This window comes from Spongiivirga citrea (genome assembly GCF_010671565.1).
Classification (GTDB): domain Bacteria; phylum Bacteroidota; class Bacteroidia; order Flavobacteriales; family Flavobacteriaceae; genus Spongiivirga; species Spongiivirga citrea.
In genome coordinates this window covers 349,607-366,262 of sequence record NZ_JAABOQ010000003.1, presented here as the reverse complement: position 1 = coordinate 366,262, position 16,656 = coordinate 349,607, and the positions used below count along the sequence as shown (strand labels likewise).

Genomic DNA, 16,656 nt, shown 5'->3' with positions numbered 1-16,656 from the left:
AAAAGGTATCTATACTTAATAAAAGCGCCCTTAAAAAAGGGCGCGTTATTAATCTAATTCTATTTCAAATTGGGTCAAGGCTTTAAATTGCGTTAACCGTTGTTTTATTTCGTCTTTCGATAAATTGACCATTCGCTCTGTCCCAAACTTCTCTACACAAAAAGAAGCTAGATTACTACCTTGTATAATGGCATTTTTCATATTGTCGAATGAGATGTTTTTTGTGCTTGCAATATATCCAGAAAATCCTCCAGCAAAAGTGTCACCAGCTCCAGTTGGATCAAAAACCTCTTCTAAAGGTAAGGCGGGAGCAAAAAATACATTGTCGTTATTAAATAGTAAGGCTCCGTGTTCTCCTTTTTTAATTACCACATATTTCGGTCCCATTTCATGAATCTTGCGTGCGGCAGATACTAATGAATATTCACCTGATAATTGTCTTGCTTCTTCGTCATTAATAGTAATAACATCAACACGAGCGATTACTTTTTTAAGATCTTCAAGTGCACTGTCCATCCAGAAATTCATGGTATCTAGAACAGCTAGTTTGGGCTTTTCATCCATCTGGTCTAGTACACTAAGCTGTACTGCAGGATGAAGATTTCCTAGCATCACAATTTCTGCATCTTTATAATTAGCAGGCACTACTGGATTAAAATCGGCCAATGTATTTAGTTCGGTAACCAAGGTATCACGACTGTTCATGTCATTGTGATAGCGTCCGCTCCAGTAGAATGTCTTTCCGCCTTCAACAACTTCGATTCCCGAAATATCAATGTTTCTAGAAGAAAGTAAGTCTAAATATTCTTTTGGAAGATCATCGCCGACAATAGAAACGATTGCAGCGTCTACATTAAATTGTGAAGCAGCAAGACCAATAAAGGTGCCAGCACCGCCTAAAATTTTTCCTGTTTTTCCGAAAGGAGTTTCAATTTCATCAAAGGCAACTGTGCCAACAATAACTAACTTGCTCATGTGCTTTAAAGCTCTAAATTTTTTGCAAATATAGTTGATTAAACCAGTTAATAACTAAGATTAAATCTCAACCTCGCGTTTTAATGCTAAAAAGGTATTATAGGGCCCTTTATGCAATAGAGAATTTACAATAAAAGACGGAATACTACCTCCCGGATCTATAAACAATTCTTGCGAAACCATTGTATACCCATCCTTTTCTTCAAGCAACCAATAACCTTTTAAATTGTTTACACGAATTGTATTTTTTTCTTTAGGAATGGTCTCATCAATTGCATTAATATTACACCTTATTAAAGTATCACTAACTTTTTCTATTTCTACAATAGAGACATTGTCGCGATTGCGGATAGGCCAAGGCAGCTTGTTTTTAAAGTAATATATATGATGGGTAGAATCTATTTGTTTAACCTTATAGGTAACCGCACTTTTTACCTTGTCGATATCTAGCTGAGGTGCATCAATGATAACTTTAAGCACTTTGTCAATTGGTGCTTTTACCTTAGTTACTGCTTTAAAGCTATTTAATGTGGATGATTCAGTGTTTTTAATGTACACTTTTATCTCATTGGCCTCCTTACGAAGTTTCTATTGTTCCTGTGTAAAGATTGCTGTGGAAGCAAATAGTAATATGGTTAAAAGTTTGATTTTCATGGAGGCTTAGTAGCCATAATGGGGCTATCATTACAATTTGCTGGTTAAAAAATCAATTTACTTTTTATACAGCCTAATTAGTGAGTGCCTATTTGAAAGAAAATTTGAGACGTAACAGAGTCCAAATTCAATGTATTATTCTGCTTGGTTTAGTTTATTTTGATAAAACATAAGTATCCTTTAAAATTAATCTAGATTTAAAACGAGCTAAAACAGGCTATAAGAAATATTCATTGATAAAATACTACAGTATTTTGTATTATGAAGATATAAAGCATTTTATAAATGAAGAATAGAGCATATAATTTAATTTTTACATAAATTTTTTTCATATATTAGTTCACTGAAATAGATACATTAGTTTTGGCAAAGGCTTTTGTTTCAATTTCAATCAGGTATATGCCAAAACCAGCTGGTTTTTTATAGAGTATAGTTTTTGATCTTGCCAAATCGAAAACTATCTTTTTTAACGCCGTTTAGATAACGGTGTTTTATTCTATTTGCCAAAACTTCTATTTGCCAAAACTTTGCCGTTATCTTATTTATCAATCTGTCTTTAAATTTAAAAGACATAATATTTAAAATTATGAGAAATTTATTTTTGGTATTGGCATTAATGTTGTTTAGTGGCGTTGGTTTTGCTAATTCAGAAGCTGTTGACAAACTAGAAAATACGCTTGAAAATTCGATAAAAAAGGTCGATTACAAGTTAAATACTTCAGTCGAGGTTGTAGATGATATTTGCACTGTAACAGTAACTATTACACTCTCAAATGGTGTAGTAGCAAGAGGTAGAGCTACTAGTCATTCAGGAGATTGTGATGCCGCCGCAGCTGCTGCAGAAGCTTCAGCTCGTGCTACTCTTGCTTCAATTGGATACTAATAAGATCATTTTTAAGGGGTTATATTTTATGATATAACTCCTTTCTATTTTAATAATGTCTATGTTACATAAAATATTTTTTATTCTGCTTATAGGCAGCAATTTTTTAAATGCACAATCTAGTACGGGTTATGTGGAGTACGATTATAGTGTCATACATGTTGTAAATTACACTACCAAAAGTGTTTTGAAATTTGATTCAGAAAAGTCTGTATTTAGGACATTCAGAAACGAAAGCATGAACGATACTACACTTACACTTATTCCAAGTAAGGGTAGTGACAGATCATACTTAATGAGAAATGATTCTGGAAAAAAGCCAATTTATTTTCTTGACAAGAAGAAAAACATGCTGATTTCTAAAATTTGGAGTTTTAAAAAAAATTATTTGTTAACCGAAGATATACCCAAAATTCCCTGGAAAATAAAACAAGAGTTTAAAACCTTAGATGGATTACACTGTCAAAAAGCGGAGGGTTACTTTCGGGGTAGAACCTATGTTGTGTGGTTTACTCCAGATATTCCCATTAATCTCGGACCATGGAAACTACAAGGGTTGCCTGGCTTAATAGTTGATGCCCAAGATAGTCAAGGTATTTTTTTCTATAGGGCAACAAAAATTAAGTTAAATGCAGACGTGACCCTCGATATTCCAACCTTCGATAAGGCGGTATCTTTAAAAACATTTATTACTGAAATTAAGCCTAAAAAAATGGAAGAGATAAATAGTCGTTTAAATGCGCAACTAGATCGATCGATAACGATAGAATCTTCAGTGATTGACCGCTCATCTTTAAAAGAAATGCAATACGAATGGGAAGATAATTAGTGCCTTTTAACCATCTCACCTATCATAAAACCTACACTTTGAAGATTTCTTTTTTACTTATCATCTTCCTAACATTGGGTGTGTCTTGTTTCGCTCAAACGACCATAAAGGGTACGATATCAAGTAAAGGTAATAAGCCGTTGCCTTATGCAAGTGTTGTTGTAAAAGATAGCCTTAATCAAAAAATCATCAATTATGGGTTTAGTGACGACAAAGGGCAATACGTTGTCATTATTGAAACGGTTGGCACCTTTAACCTCAATGTGTCGTCATTAGGTTTTCAACCAAGTGTTATTCCCGTTGTAGTTTCACAAAATCCATCAGAAATTAATCAAAATATCGTCTTACAAGAAGCTGTAACGACCTTAGATGAAGTTGTCATATCTGCTGAAAAGCCTTTATCTATAGGTAAAGACACCATTAATATTAAGACTAAATTTTTTACCGACGGTACCGAAGAAACCGTTGAAGATTTGTTAAAAAAAATCCCCGGTTTAAATGTAGATGATAATGGTACCATAAAAGTCGGTAATCAGGAGATAGAGAAGCTAATGGTCGATGGTGATGACCTTTTTGAGCGCGGTTATAAGCTATTATCTAAAAATATGCCTGCCTACCCTATTGACGAGGTCGAAGTACTTAAACGCTTTTCTAATAACCGCTTACTTAAAAATATAGAAGAAAGTAATAAAGTAGCGCTAAACCTGAAATTAAATGAGAATGCCAAACGCATATGGTTTGGCAATATAAAAACAAGTATTGGAAATGACAGCTTTTATGAGCTTAAAGCCAACCTTATGAATTTTGGCAAAAAAAACAAGTACTACTTCTTTTCCAACCTTAATAGCATAGGTTATGATGCGATAGGAGATATTAATAGCCTTATACGTCCGTATCGCACAGAAAATGCTGGTATTATTGGCGATGATCAGCAAATACAATCCATACTTAATTTATCGACACCAATATTAGATTTTAAACGTAGCCGCACCAATTTTAATAATGCAGAATTGCTATCACTAAATGCCATTTTTAACCCAACGGAGAAACTGAAAATTAAAACCCTTGGCTTTTTTAATTGGGATGAAACCGATTTTTTTAGAAATGCTTTGGAAAACGTCAGCTTTAACAGCACAAATTTTACCAATACTGAAGATTACAAACTAAAAAACAAAAAGCATATTGCATTTGGTAAACTAGATTTTACCTACAATATTTCTAAAACCAAAATGCTTGAAGGCACTACAAAATATAATAATGGTGATTTTAATGATGTATCTAATTTACTTTTTAATGAAGCGTCTACCGTGCAAAGTTTAGAACATCAAAACACGCTTATTGACCAAAATATTACCTATACCAACAAAATCAATGATCGAAGGGCGTTACTGCTAACCGGTCGTTTTATTAATGAAAAAGCGCCGCAAAATTATCAGATAAATCGGTTTAATTACGAAGATTTATTTGCCAATACTACCGCTAATAACGTTGAACAGCAGATAGAAAGTAAACTTGAATATTTAGGACTTAATGCGCACTTATTAAATCGTACAAAGAACAACGATTTGTTCGAGTTACAGCTTGGTAACGAATATCGTAAAAATCTGCTAAATAGCAATTTTTCACTTTTTGAAGATGATAATCTCCTATTGTCACCCGATGGTTATCAAAATGAAACAACTTACAAGGTCAATGATTTATACATAAAATCAGCATACCGAAAAAAACTAAAAGATGTTGCTATTACAGGAAGGTTAAATGCGCATCAATTATTTAACACCTTAGTGAATAACACTACCGAGACTAACGAAAGCCCCTTTTTTATCAATCCAAGTGTGGGTTTTGATTGGAATATTGATAAGACAAATAAAGTTAATGCTGCTTTTTCGCACACAACAACCAATGCGCGTATTTTAGATGTGTATAGTGATTTTGTGTTGACTGGTTTTCGAACCTTAAGAAAAGGAACAGCTAGTTTTAATCAATTAGAAGCTTCATCATTTAATTTTAATTATCAATTTAGGGGTTGGGGTGACCGTTTTTTTGCAAGTACCTTTTTATTTTACACTGAAAATCATGATTTCTTTTCTACAAATAGCATCATAAATCAAAACGTGGTTACTGCTGAAAAAATTCTAATAAAGGATCGCAACTCTCTCACCCTAAGTTCAAGATTTGATTATTATTTCAAGTTCGTTAGATCGAACCTAAAATTAAAACTGGGTTATAACCGTAGTCAATTTAAAAACATCGTAAATAATTCAGATTTGAGGGAAATTACTTCAAGAAATTATAAGTACGGAGTCGAGTTACGTTCCGGATTTAGCGGTTTTTTTAATTACCATTTAGGCACTAATTGGATTACAAGATCAATTGAAACAACGTTTACAAATAACTTTACAGACAACACTACTTTTTTAGATTTAAACTTTGTATTTAATGAAAAAGTCAGCCTTATGATTCAAGGAGAGCATTACTATTTCGGAAATCTTGAAAACGACAATACTTATTCGTTTTTAGATTTTGACGGAAGATATACGGTGAAAAAAGATAAGCTTACCTTGGGTATTTCGGGTAAAAACTTGTTTAATACAACAACCTTTAGAAATTTTAATATAAGTGATATTGGTAGCACTGTAACGGAATATCGCTTATTGCCTAGGTATGTTTTGCTTAAAATTGAATATCGATTTTAATTTTTATTCCATAGCAAAAGATTGGATTCGTCAATCGTACTGAATATGTTTTTACTTCCTCCCAAAATCGGCTGGAATTTCACCCCATGCTTTTGTTTCCCATTTGACTATTTTGGTGGAGTAGCTATTGTTTTTTAGCCAATCTTCGGCGCGATGAACAAGCTCAAACATTTCGGCGTTTTTCTTGTTTTTAATCAGCTTAGTTTTGCATTTTTTTTGACGTACCCAACTCATAGCGATTTTACTATCAGTATAAATAAGTCGGTCGCTTCCTTTCTTTTTTAAATAGGCCAACCCATGTACAAGTGCTAAAAACTCACCCACGTTATTCGTACCTAGAGGAAAAACACCTTGATGAAATAACCTTTTTCCTGTTTGCGTATCAACACCCTGATATTCCATTTTCCCAGGATTTCCACTAGATGCAGCATCCACGGAAATAGAATATAAGTTAGGCTCACCATACTTGGCTTTTTCAACTGCAGTTAGTGCTTTTTTCTTTTTTGATTTTCCTTTCCCCCAATAGGCTTCAGGGCCATCATCGAATGCTTTTTTTGCTTCTTTTAATGTTTCGAAAGATTTGTATTTGGCAGAAGAGTAACCTTTTATGGCAAGTTGGCATTTCGTCCATGAATCGACAATGCCGATTTTATGACCCTCCCAAACCACATAATATTTTTGTTTTTTACTCATTCTTATCTAACAACTTCTCAATAACTTTAGGAAAATGTTCATATTCAAGCTCATGAATTTTAGCCGCTAAATCTTCAGCCGTATCATCAGTTTCAATGGAAGTCTTCGCCTGAAAAATAATAGCCCCTTCATCATATGCTTCATTTACGTAATGAATAGTAATGCCAGACGCTTTCTCCTTATTATTTATAACCGCTTGATGCACATTCATACCATACATTCCTTTTCCACCATAATTTGGTAATAATGCAGGATGTATATTAATGACTTTATTTGGGAATTGAGCTAAGATCTTCTTAGGAAATTTCCATAAAAACCCAGCTAATACAATTAGATCGGGTTTTGCAGCCATTACCAAATTTAACACATCATCGCTGTCATAGAAGGCAGTTCGGTTAAAATATAGGCTGCTAATTTTATGAGAATTAGACTTGTCTAAAACTTTGGCATCCCTTTTGTTAGAGAGTACTTGAACAACGGTCGCCCCGCCGGTATGATTAAAATACTTTATTATATTTTCGGCATTCGTACCTGAGCCGGAAGCAAAAATCACAATACGTTTCATAGATAGCTGGGTTATCCGAGTTCAAAAAAACAAATTATTATTTACAAAGGTTGAGAATGCAAAAATACTTTGACTTATTTTTCATAAATTACATTCACATTATTTATAGGAAGACAAGGTATTAAACCAAAGTTTTATATTTTTGCCAACAACTAAAATTAAAATTAAAAGATTATGTCAGACATTGCATCAAGAGTTAAAGCTATCATCGTAGATAAGTTAGGTGTAGACGAAAATGAAGTGGTAAATGAAGCGAGCTTCACTAACGATCTAGGAGCTGATTCTTTAGACACAGTTGAGCTGATCATGGAATTCGAAAAAGAATTTGATATTCAGATTCCAGATGATCAAGCGGAAAACATTGCAACAGTTGGCCAAGCGGTATCGTATATCGAAGAGGCAAAATAAGTAATACCTTTTTATGAAGTTGAAGCGAGTTGTAGTTACCGGCATGGGAGCATTGACTCCGATTGGTAATAATCTTAGTGAGTATTGGGATGGTTTGGTAAACGGCAAAAGCGGTTGTGCCCCTATCACTTATTTCGACACTGAGAAGTTTAAAACTAAATTCGCTTGCGAGGTTAAGAACTTCGTGGCAACAGATCATTTTGACAGAAAAGAAGCGCGTAAACTGGACAGATTTGCTCAGTACGCGCTTGTTTCGTCTGATGAGGCAATAAAAGATTCCGGTTTCGATCTAGAAGCCGTTGACAAATTTAGAGTAGGAGTTATTTGGGGAGCTGGAATTGGAGGGCTTGAAACCTTCCAAAATGAAGTATTAAACTTTGCGCAAGGTGATGGCACCCCGCGATTTAATCCATTCTTTATACCAAAAATGATAGCTGATATTGCTCCTGGAAACATTTCCATTAAACATGGATTTATGGGTCCTAATTATACAACAGTATCGGCCTGTGCATCATCAGCAAATGCTATGATTGATGCATTAAATTATATTCGTTTAGGACATTGTGATATTATTATTACTGGTGGAAGTGAAGCTGCTGTTACCATAGCTGGTATGGGTGGTTTTAATGCTATGCATGCACTTTCGACGCGTAATGACGATCCGCAAACAGCATCTAGACCTTTTGACGGAACCCGAGATGGTTTTGTGTTAGGAGAAGGTGGTGGTGCATTGGTTCTTGAAGAGTATGAACATGCAAAAGCACGTGGTGCACAAATTTATGCTGAGGTAATTGGTGGAGGTATGTCAAGTGATGCATATCATATGACGGCACCGCATCCTGAAGGAATTGGCGTAGAACGTGTAATGCTTAATTGTTTACGAGATGCTGGTGTAAAACCAGAAGAAGTAGATGCAATTAATACCCATGGTACATCAACCCCACTTGGTGATGTTGCCGAGTTAAAAGCAATTAAAAAAGTGTTTGGTGATCATGCACCAAATATCAATATCAACTCGACAAAATCAATGACTGGTCATTTGTTGGGTGCAGCTGGTGCTATTGAGGCTATTGCTTCTATTTTAGCCATGAAACATGGTGAGGTGCCACCGACAATAAATCACACTACAGTTGATGAGAACATCGATTCTTCATTAAACTTAACGCTCAATAAATCACAAAAACGCGATGTAAATATTGCAATGAGCAATACCTTCGGTTTTGGAGGGCATAATGCTTGTGTAATCTTCAAAAAAATCGACGCATAGCCCAATGGGACTTATGCCAAAAATATGGTATTCCCGATCAAAATCTGACGGGAAGTTTTCTATTCAATTAAAAAAAGTATTAGGGTTTAAACCTAAAAAATTAAAGTTCTACAAGAAAGCATTTACGCATCGATCTCTTAATAAAAAAGACAGTAAAGGGCGTCCTCTTAATTATGAGCGCCTTGAATTTTTAGGAGATGCTATGCTTGGAGCTGTTATCGCTTCACATCTTTTTAAAGAAGTGCCAAGAGGAGATGAAGGTTACCTCACCAAGATGCGATCAAAAGTGGTAAGCCGTGAACACTTAAACGAGCTAGGTAGAGATCTCGATTTATTAAGTATGATTCGCTCTCGCATTCCTAAAAACAGTTTTGGCGACAATATTTATGGAAACATTTTCGAATCTTTGGTCGGCGCTATTTTTTTAGACCGCGGATATAAATATTGCGAGCGATTCATTTACGAAAAAGTGATTGTGCCTTATGTCGATATCGAGCGTTTGGAAGGGAAGGTTATTAGCTACAAAAGTTTATTGATCGAGTGGTGTCAGAAAGAAAAGCGTACATTTAGATATGAAGTCTATGAAGATACTGGCAAAGATAAGTTGAAACACTTTGCGGTAAAACTTCATATTAATAACAAAGTAGTATCGAAAGCTCGTGCTACATCGAAGAAGAAAGCAGAAGAAATTGCCTCCAAACGAGCCTATTTTTCTTTTCAAGAACGAATAGAAAAAGCTTGATCTTTATAAAATAACACATGCTTAAATTTAGGTCTAACATTTTTTGGCTAATAGTTGCGGCAGCTGTGCTAATACTTGGAGGTGTACTGCTCTTTTTTGTACATGAAAAATACCAGGAAAAAGCTTTAAAAGAACGGCAGCAACGCCTTGAGAGTTTTAATGATGTCGCCAGATTTGAATTAGAAGAGGCATTAAGTAATTATAGTCTTTTGCTTGCGGGAATACGTTCTTACATCCATAACTCGGATGAGATGCCTACGGCAGAACAACTTCAGTCTTTTATAAAGCAACAAAACAAAGAGCTCGCAAATATGGAGACCTTTGTTATTTCATATGTCGATACCAGCCATGTATTCAAATATTCCTTCACCTTAAACGAGATTAACCCCACTAATCTCGTTGGAACCTCAATACGAAAAATCGTCGGTAATGCAGGTATTCGAAATTTAAATAAGGTGAAACAAAGTAGAGATTTTTTTGCTTTTAATCCTTTCAATACTGTCGAAGGCTTTGTGGGAATTCCTTTAGACTTTGGCATCGTGAAAAATGAAAAATCGCTGGGCTATATAACAGCCGTAACTGATTTTAAGCCGATTATAGATCGTGTGTATGATGCCAATTTGCAAGAGGAGTTCGTATTTAATTTTAGAACTGCAAGAGGGCATGATTTTGATAGAAAAAGGGTATATGATGGCAGTACTGTTCATAATACAATAAAGGACCCTGAGTATTATAAGAATTATGAGATAGATCCTGAAAGCTTCATTTATTCCGATGCCAGTTTCTATAACATTGGTTTAGAGATCGGATTGGCCTATAAAAATCCGTACAAACCGGATACATATATTACCTATCTATTATCAGCTTGGTATGGTGTCATGGTATTGTTACTTATTTTGGTTGTTAGCCAAATACAATACTATCGAAAAGTAAACCGTGCAATCGATAGGCAGCGACAAGAACTGGCAACTACAGTGGCCGATAAAAATAAGTTCTTCTCTATCATTGCTCATGATCTACGCAGTCCTCTTGCGTACATTATAGCTTTGATGAATATTTTAAAGACAGGGAGTGCAAATGAAGGCGAGCAAACCAATCTGTTACTGAAATTAAAGGACCATACTAAAAACACTCTCAATCTCCTTGATAACTTACTTACTTGGGCTAGAGTACAGACTTCGAGTATGAACTTTAATCCAGAGCCGTTTAACATTATTAAGCTTATTAAAGAAACCTGTGTTCTTTTTGACCCGGCCATACAAGAAAAAGAACTGCAACTACAATTTGAAGATACCGCTGAGGTTTTAGTAATGGCCGATCAGAATATGATTGCCACGGTACTTAGAAATATTCTTTCAAATGCCATTAAGTTCACACCCCAAAAGGGGCTTATTACAATTTCAATTCAGAAATTAAATAATAAGGTAACCGTTAGTATTCACGATAATGGTATTGGAGTCGAACAAGAGCATTTAGCTGCAATTTTTAATATTGCAACTAGCAAAACAAGATTGGGTACAAATGCCGAAAAAGGCACAGGTTTAGGCCTTGTGCTTTGCAAAGAATTTGTCGAAAAGAACAACGGCACGATCTGGGTAGAAAGCAAGGAGAATATCGGAAGCACTTTTAGTTTTTCGCTACCTATTACAGAAAAATAAATACAACACTACTACTTTAACGTTTTCGATTATGATAGCGTTAAGATTAGGCTTTCTATTCAAATTTTATAGATAAGAAGCCCTATCTTTACATTTAATTCAGTTGTCTCATGGCTGTACATAAGCTTTTTATCGAAGACTTTGAAGCCTCGTATTCCTTGTTTGCTTTACACAGTCCAGTTGAAGATTACAAGCTTGTTTACGAAATGAACAATCTTTTATCAAGTAAGTTTTATAGAGTACGAAACGATATTGATCTTATTCAACAAGGAGTGCGATTTTCTAGATTCGAATGGAATAATGAAAACATCGACACTATTTGGAATATCGTCACTAATAAGGTAGTTGTAAATGCTGTATCAAAGCCAGACCAATTATCATTATTTGACGGAGGTGACAATACAACCATTCAATATCATTTAATACCAGAACAACCTAAAGTAGACTATTTCTTAAAAATTGAAGGCGATTATAATCAATTCATGGTCAACCAGCTACTTCTAAAATTAAAGAGTATACCTCATTTAGAAACAGCGTATATGTTAGATCATGAATCGCTAAGATCACGCAGCAATTTAATATTTGAATAAATGCCAGGACAGAAAAAGACAAAAATAGTAGCAACCCTTGGGCCGGCTACTAGCACCAAAGAAGTTATAAAAGATATGTTAGACGCAGGAGCTAACGTATTCCGAATTAATTTTTCTCATGCCGATTACGATGATGTAAAGGAACGAATTACAATGATTCGCGAACTCAATAAAGAGTTTGGATATAATGCGGCTATTTTAGGAGACTTACAGGGGCCTAAATTGCGTGTTGGCGTTATGGCCGAAGATGTTATTGTAAATGATGGTGATGAAATAACGTTTGCAACTGGAAAATCATTCAAAGGAACATCTAAGAGGGTTTACATGAACTATGAAAGTTTTCCTAAGGATGTAAAAGCTGGTGAGCGTATTTTATTAGATGATGGAAAGTTGATTTTTGAAGTAGTAAGCACAAATAAAAAGAATGAAGTAGTTGCCAAGGTTGTTCAAGGTGGACCACTTCGCTCTAAAAAAGGGGTGAATCTACCTAATACCGATATTTCATTACCTGCCTTAACTGAAAAAGATGTAAAGGACGCACTTTTTGCCATAGAGCAAGAGGTCGATTGGATGGCATTGTCTTTCGTGCGTAATGCTGAAGATTTAATGGAATTGCAAACCTTGATCAAAGAGAATTCAGAGCATAAAATTCCGATTATTGCCAAGATCGAAAAGCCGGAAGGTGTAGCAAATATTGATAAAATCGTAGCGTATTGTGATGGTTTGATGGTTGCTCGTGGAGATTTAGGAGTAGAAGTTCCCGCTCATGAGGTTCCTTTAATTCAAAAGCAATTAGTTTTACGAGCGAAACGCGCTCGTATACCAGTGATTATTGCTACACAGATGATGGAGACTATGATTAATAGTCTTACGCCAACACGTGCAGAGGTAAATGATGTCGCTAACTCCGTGATGGATGGAGCTGATGCTGTAATGCTTTCTGGAGAAACATCTGTAGGGAATTATCCAGTACAGGTAATCGAAAAAATGACATCTATTTTAAAAAGTGTCGAAGATTCTGAGCTTATCAAAGTACCACAATCGCCTCCGCATATTAAGACAAAACGATACATTACCAAATCGGTTTGTTATCATGCGGCTCATATGGCTAATGAAATTCATGCCAAAGCCATTTCTACTCTAACCAATAGTGGCTATACGGCATTTCAAATTTCTGCTTGGCGACCAGAAGCACACATTTTGGTATTTACAAGCAATGAGCGTATACTAACTCAGCTGAGTTTGTTGTGGGGTGTAAAAGCATTTTACTATGATAAGTTTGTAAGCACAGATGAAACCATTGAAGATGTAAACAAAATTGCTTGTCAAAAAGGATTTTTAGATGTTGGAGATATGCTAATTAGTTTAGCTGCAATGCCAATTCAGGAAAAAGGTATGGTAAATACGCTAAGAGTAACTGAAATTACAAGCTGTACTTTCTAAAGTAAAGTGTTAGGTCGTTAAGCAACGTAACGTTCAAATGCTATAAAGTTTACTAGCTTTCCTTTGTAGTCGTGAACAGGTACTCCCTTGATCCAGCATTTGTAAGCGGAGCCATCTTTTTTGTAGTTTGTTAGTACTTCCTCAAAAGCTTGCTCATTTCTAATTGCAGTCCTGATCCGGGCTGAAGTGATTTGGCATGTATCTTTACCTTGAAAAATACTTGGCCTTTTTCCCAGTACTTCTTCATTAGTATAGCCGTTCATTTCAAGCATGTTATAAGTACTGTGTACAATCTTTAAATCGGCATTTGTAACAACGATTACATGGTCGTTAGAAACTAGTTCTTTTTTAAAATCAATTGATTGTTTCCACCTATTGGATTTAGCCAATTCGGTAAGTTTTAAAACATCTTCTGCAGCCTGATTAACACTTTCTAAAAAAGTGCTATAAATATCCCAGCAAGACAAGGGCGATACGAACATAATTTTCTTTTTTAAGGTTCAATTTTTTGCTGTGAAGATTTCAATATTAGAAATTATATGTACAACTAACAAGATAATAAGACAGTTTGTGACTTTTGTTTAATTCTTTTGTTTTAAGTAGGGTAAAAAGGGTAAAAAGACTAAACAAGAAATTATCAAAACTTGACTAAAAATCGAACTTTAACTGAACAGAGACGACTTTTTTATCAGGTTTTTCAGTTCCTTTTTTAGTGTTTAAATTCGCTAATGAAATACCTAAAAGACGTACAGAATTTTTTAGTTTTTCCTGATATAAAAGCTCTTTAGCCGTTTCAAAAATTAGACTTTTGGCGGACACAAAATAAGAAAGCGTTTTACTTCTTGTCTGTGTAGTAAAATCACTGTATTTTATTTTTAAAGTGATGGTCTTTCCTGCGATTGAATAGTTTTTTAATCTCCGTTCTAATTCTTCAGCAATATGATCTAACTTTTCTAGCATGAAGATCTCACTAGTCAAGTTATTTGAGAAGGTTCGTTCTGCTCCTACAGATTTTGCAATTCTATTCGGTTTTACTTCACTTAAATGAATACCGCGAACCACATTATAATAGAACTGTCCCGACTTGCCAAAACGCTCGTTTAAAAAGTCGAGGGTTTGGTCTTTCAAATCCTTCCCAGTAAAGATTCCTAATTGATACATTTTTTCGGCAGTCACTTTTCCAACACCATAAAATTTGCGAATATCCAGCGCTTCTAAAAAATCTAGTACCTCTTCTGGGTTTACTGTTTTTTGACCATTAGGTTTGTTGTAATCGCTAGCAACTTTTGCAATGAACTTATTAATTGAGATACCAGCAGAAGCAGTCAGCCCTACTTCATCAAAAATACGTTGCCGTATTTCTTCTGCTAACATACTGGCAGAAGGATGTCCTTTTTTATTTTGGGTAACATCAAGATAAGCTTCGTCCAATGACAGCGGTTCAACCAAGTCGGTATAATCAAAAAAGATGGCACGTATTTGTTTGGAAATCTCCTTGTAGCGATCAAAACGTGTTTTTACAAAAATGAGGTCTCGGCATTTCTGTCTAGCTAAGACACCACTCATGGCACTTCGAACGCCAAATTTTCGGGCTTCATAGCTCGCGGCAGATATTACTCCCCTGGTTCCACCACCACCGACTGCAATAGGTAGTCCTCTCAAGTCAGGATTGTCTAATTGCTCCACCGAAGCATAGAACGCATCCATATCAACATGGATGATTTTTCGCAGCGGTATATCTTTTAGATCGGTCATGAATACTCCAAAATTAATACCTTTAACTAAATGAACAACATCAAAAAAACCGCAATTGTCATTGGTGCTACTGGGTTAACTGGTGGTTACTTGTTAGATACTCTTCTTAACGATGATCGTTATGCAACTGTCAAGCTATTTTCAAGAAGTTCAGTTAAAAAAAAACATCCCAAGATCAAGGAATATTTTATAGATATGTTTGACTTACAAAGTGCGAAATCCGACTTTATGGCCGATGAGGTTTTTTGTTGCATTGGCACAACTGCCAAGAAAACCCCAGACAAAGAATTATACAAACAAATTGATTACGGAATTCCTGTAAATGCGGCTCGACTGGCAAAAGAAAATGGGATTTCAACCTTTATTGTCATGTCTTCTATGGGGGCGAATAGTAGGAGTACTGTTTTTTATAACAGGCTAAAAGGCACAATGGAAGATGATGTGCGAGCGACTGGAATTGCTAATACCTATATGGTAAGGCCATCGTTAATCGGAGGTGAACGAAATGAATCAAGGCCTGGCGAGTATTTCGGTAAACAGCTGTTTAAAATTTTGAATCCGCTAATGATTGGCAGCCTGAAAAAATACCGATTAATTCACCCTTCAAAAATAGCAAAGGCAATGGTGCGGCTAGCCAATGATCAGTTTGATAGCACTATTGTTGAGTCAGATGTTTTACAGAAACTAGGTGCTTAATCCGCTCCTTTTAAAACAAGCAAAGGAATACGACTTTCGAAGTCGATCTTTTTTACCGTATTATCATCCCAAAGTTTTTCAAAAAAACCTTGCTTCCTCTTAAATACACATAAAAGGTCAGGCTCATTTTCGTTGAGATGTTCTAATACTGCTTGAAAAATGGTGCTGTTTTCGGTAGTTTTTTCAGAATTAACTAAGGAGTGTAAAACCGGATTAATAGCAGCATCTTCATCCTTAAATGTTGCGGTTTTGACAAGAAAAAGTCGAATTTCGGCCTGTAGTTTGTCTTTAATTATTTCTAATACCTTAAGCTTTTGCGTTCGCTTAACCACCCCAGATTTTAGGGCCATTAAAATTCGTTTAATAGGCTTATATTCATAACCTCTTGGCACGATTAATACGGGAATTTGAGTACGTTTTACCACCGCACCTGCATGTTCCCCTAAATACAAGGTCTCATTAACGGAAAGGCCTTGTGGAGCAAGAATAATAAGATCAATATGTAGTTTTTGGTGCAGTAATTCGATAGATTCTTGAATATCATCGCCTTCAAGCGGAAGTGATTCTACACTTACATTTTTTTTGTCAACACTTTGAATACAACTATCTAATTGTTGTTTTGCAATAGCAGGAACAGAAACATCTTTCGGTAGATTTTTAGCTCGGGCTATTTTGAATAATGAAGTCACGTAAACATCACATCCAACCTGTGCCGCGAAATCGACAGCGTACTGTAGTGTTTGTTTATTATTTAAAGAAGACGATAAGGGTACAAGAATATTTTTCAATACATTATTGATTA

At 35.3% G+C, this 16,656-nt stretch carries 17 protein-coding genes; 10 read left to right on the top strand and 7 right to left on the bottom strand.

The window, feature by feature from the left end:
* Positions 1–48: 48 nt before the first annotated feature.
* Complete coding sequence (locus GWK10_RS08325) at positions 49–975, bottom strand: PfkB family carbohydrate kinase (protein WP_164031473.1); 927 nt, start codon at positions 973–975, stop codon at positions 49–51.
* Between the two features lie 60 nt (positions 976–1,035).
* Entirely contained in the window at positions 1,036–1,533 is a 498-nt protein-coding gene (locus GWK10_RS08320) for an START domain-containing protein (RefSeq protein ID WP_164031471.1), read from the bottom strand.
* Positions 1,534–2,215: 682 nt separating this feature from the next.
* Between GWK10_RS08320 and GWK10_RS08315 the strand changes: the two genes are divergently transcribed.
* The 3 genes from GWK10_RS08315 (at position 2,216) to GWK10_RS08305 (ending at position 6,037) form a co-directional block, all read left to right on the top strand.
* Positions 2,216–2,512, top strand: coding sequence for a hypothetical protein (locus GWK10_RS08315; RefSeq protein WP_164031469.1), 297 nt, complete (start codon positions 2,216–2,218; stop codon positions 2,510–2,512).
* A 61-nt stretch (positions 2,513–2,573) separates the two neighbouring features.
* The gene (locus GWK10_RS08310; RefSeq protein ID WP_164031467.1) at positions 2,574–3,341 is read left to right on the top strand and encodes a GLPGLI family protein; all 768 of its coding nucleotides are present in this window, start codon (positions 2,574–2,576) and stop codon (positions 3,339–3,341) included.
* A 38-nt stretch (positions 3,342–3,379) separates the two neighbouring features.
* Positions 3,380–6,037 carry a carboxypeptidase-like regulatory domain-containing protein gene (locus GWK10_RS08305; RefSeq protein ID WP_164031465.1) on the top strand — a complete coding sequence of 886 codons (2,658 nt, stop codon included), beginning with the start codon at positions 3,380–3,382 and terminating at the stop codon, positions 6,035–6,037.
* A 51-nt stretch (positions 6,038–6,088) separates the two neighbouring features.
* Here GWK10_RS08305 and GWK10_RS08300 read toward each other — a convergent pair whose 3' ends face one another.
* The gene (locus tag GWK10_RS08300) at positions 6,089–6,730 is read right to left on the bottom strand and encodes a ribonuclease H1 domain-containing protein (protein WP_164031463.1); all 642 of its coding nucleotides are present in this window, start codon (positions 6,728–6,730) and stop codon (positions 6,089–6,091) included.
* On the bottom strand, positions 6,723–7,295 hold the full coding sequence (gene purN / locus GWK10_RS08295) for a phosphoribosylglycinamide formyltransferase (RefSeq protein WP_164031461.1): 573 nt from the start codon (positions 7,293–7,295) through the stop codon (positions 6,723–6,725). Before purN ends, GWK10_RS08300 begins: the two co-directional genes overlap by 8 nt.
* A 174-nt stretch (positions 7,296–7,469) precedes the next feature.
* Here purN and GWK10_RS08290 point away from each other — a divergent pair, with 174 nt between their 5' ends.
* The 6 genes from GWK10_RS08290 to pyk all read left to right on the top strand — a co-directional run bounded on the left by GWK10_RS08290 (position 7,470) and on the right by pyk (position 13,403).
* Positions 7,470–7,703, top strand: a complete 234-nt coding sequence (locus GWK10_RS08290) for an acyl carrier protein (protein WP_068590783.1) — start codon at positions 7,470–7,472, stop codon at positions 7,701–7,703.
* Between the two features lie 13 nt (positions 7,704–7,716).
* The gene (gene fabF, locus GWK10_RS08285) at positions 7,717–8,970 is read left to right on the top strand and encodes a beta-ketoacyl-ACP synthase II (protein ID WP_164031459.1); all 1,254 of its coding nucleotides are present in this window, start codon (positions 7,717–7,719) and stop codon (positions 8,968–8,970) included.
* Between the two features lie 4 nt (positions 8,971–8,974).
* Entirely contained in the window at positions 8,975–9,712 is a 738-nt protein-coding gene (gene rnc / locus GWK10_RS08280) for a ribonuclease III (protein ID WP_164031457.1), read from the top strand.
* Positions 9,713–9,729: 17 nt separating this feature from the next.
* On the top strand, positions 9,730–11,370 hold the full coding sequence (locus tag GWK10_RS08275; protein ID WP_164031455.1) for a sensor histidine kinase: 1,641 nt from the start codon (positions 9,730–9,732) through the stop codon (positions 11,368–11,370).
* 110 nt (positions 11,371–11,480) lie between these two features.
* Positions 11,481–11,960, top strand: a complete 480-nt coding sequence (locus tag GWK10_RS08270) for an IPExxxVDY family protein (RefSeq protein WP_164031453.1) — start codon at positions 11,481–11,483, stop codon at positions 11,958–11,960.
* Entirely contained in the window at positions 11,961–13,403 is a 1,443-nt protein-coding gene (gene pyk / locus GWK10_RS08265; RefSeq protein WP_164031451.1) for a pyruvate kinase, read from the top strand.
* A 17-nt stretch (positions 13,404–13,420) separates the two neighbouring features.
* On the opposite strand, the gene GWK10_RS08260 is transcribed toward pyk, so the two are convergent.
* Positions 13,421–13,885, bottom strand: coding sequence for a PAS domain-containing protein (locus GWK10_RS08260; protein WP_164031449.1), 465 nt, complete (start codon positions 13,883–13,885; stop codon positions 13,421–13,423).
* Positions 13,886–14,051: 166 nt separating this feature from the next.
* Positions 14,052–15,158 (bottom strand): DNA polymerase IV, encoded by a 1,107-nt coding sequence (gene dinB, locus GWK10_RS08255; RefSeq protein ID WP_164031447.1) that lies wholly within the window; start codon positions 15,156–15,158, stop codon positions 14,052–14,054.
* Between the two features lie 30 nt (positions 15,159–15,188).
* Between dinB and GWK10_RS08250 the strand changes: the two genes are divergently transcribed.
* Positions 15,189–15,854 carry an NAD(P)H-binding protein gene (locus tag GWK10_RS08250; RefSeq protein WP_204263107.1) on the top strand — a complete coding sequence of 222 codons (666 nt, stop codon included), beginning with the start codon at positions 15,189–15,191 and terminating at the stop codon, positions 15,852–15,854.
* Here the strand turns inward: GWK10_RS08250 and GWK10_RS08245 are convergent.
* Entirely contained in the window at positions 15,851–16,642 is a 792-nt protein-coding gene (locus GWK10_RS08245) for a universal stress protein (RefSeq protein ID WP_164031444.1), read from the bottom strand. The two genes, GWK10_RS08250 and GWK10_RS08245, sit on opposite strands and share 4 nt — an antisense overlap.
* Between the last annotated feature and the right edge of the window lie 14 nt (positions 16,643–16,656).

What these genes read in the sequence shown, in the direction of transcription:
- GWK10_RS08325 (WP_164031473.1), bottom strand. Translation starts at nt 975, where the DNA reads ATGAGCAAGTTAGTTATTGTTGGCACAGTTGCCTTTGATGAAATTGAA.
- GWK10_RS08315 (WP_164031469.1), top strand. Translation starts at nt 2,216, where the DNA reads ATGAGAAATTTATTTTTGGTATTGGCATTAATGTTGTTTAGTGGCGTT.
- GWK10_RS08310 (WP_164031467.1), top strand. Translation starts at nt 2,574, where the DNA reads ATGTTACATAAAATATTTTTTATTCTGCTTATAGGCAGCAATTTTTTA.
- GWK10_RS08300 (WP_164031463.1), bottom strand. Translation starts at nt 6,730, where the DNA reads ATGAGTAAAAAACAAAAATATTATGTGGTTTGGGAGGGTCATAAAATC.
- purN (WP_164031461.1), bottom strand. Translation starts at nt 7,295, where the DNA reads ATGAAACGTATTGTGATTTTTGCTTCCGGCTCAGGTACGAATGCCGAA.
- GWK10_RS08290 (WP_068590783.1), top strand. Translation starts at nt 7,470, where the DNA reads ATGTCAGACATTGCATCAAGAGTTAAAGCTATCATCGTAGATAAGTTA.
- fabF (WP_164031459.1), top strand. Translation starts at nt 7,717, where the DNA reads ATGAAGTTGAAGCGAGTTGTAGTTACCGGCATGGGAGCATTGACTCCG.
- rnc (WP_164031457.1), top strand. Translation starts at nt 8,975, where the DNA reads ATGGGACTTATGCCAAAAATATGGTATTCCCGATCAAAATCTGACGGG.
- GWK10_RS08275 (WP_164031455.1), top strand. Translation starts at nt 9,730, where the DNA reads ATGCTTAAATTTAGGTCTAACATTTTTTGGCTAATAGTTGCGGCAGCT.
- GWK10_RS08270 (WP_164031453.1), top strand. Translation starts at nt 11,481, where the DNA reads ATGGCTGTACATAAGCTTTTTATCGAAGACTTTGAAGCCTCGTATTCC.
- pyk (WP_164031451.1), top strand. Translation starts at nt 11,961, where the DNA reads ATGCCAGGACAGAAAAAGACAAAAATAGTAGCAACCCTTGGGCCGGCT.
- GWK10_RS08260 (WP_164031449.1), bottom strand. Translation starts at nt 13,885, where the DNA reads ATGTTCGTATCGCCCTTGTCTTGCTGGGATATTTATAGCACTTTTTTA.
- dinB (WP_164031447.1), bottom strand. Translation starts at nt 15,158, where the DNA reads ATGACCGATCTAAAAGATATACCGCTGCGAAAAATCATCCATGTTGAT.
- GWK10_RS08250 (WP_204263107.1), top strand. Translation starts at nt 15,189, where the DNA reads ATGAACAACATCAAAAAAACCGCAATTGTCATTGGTGCTACTGGGTTA.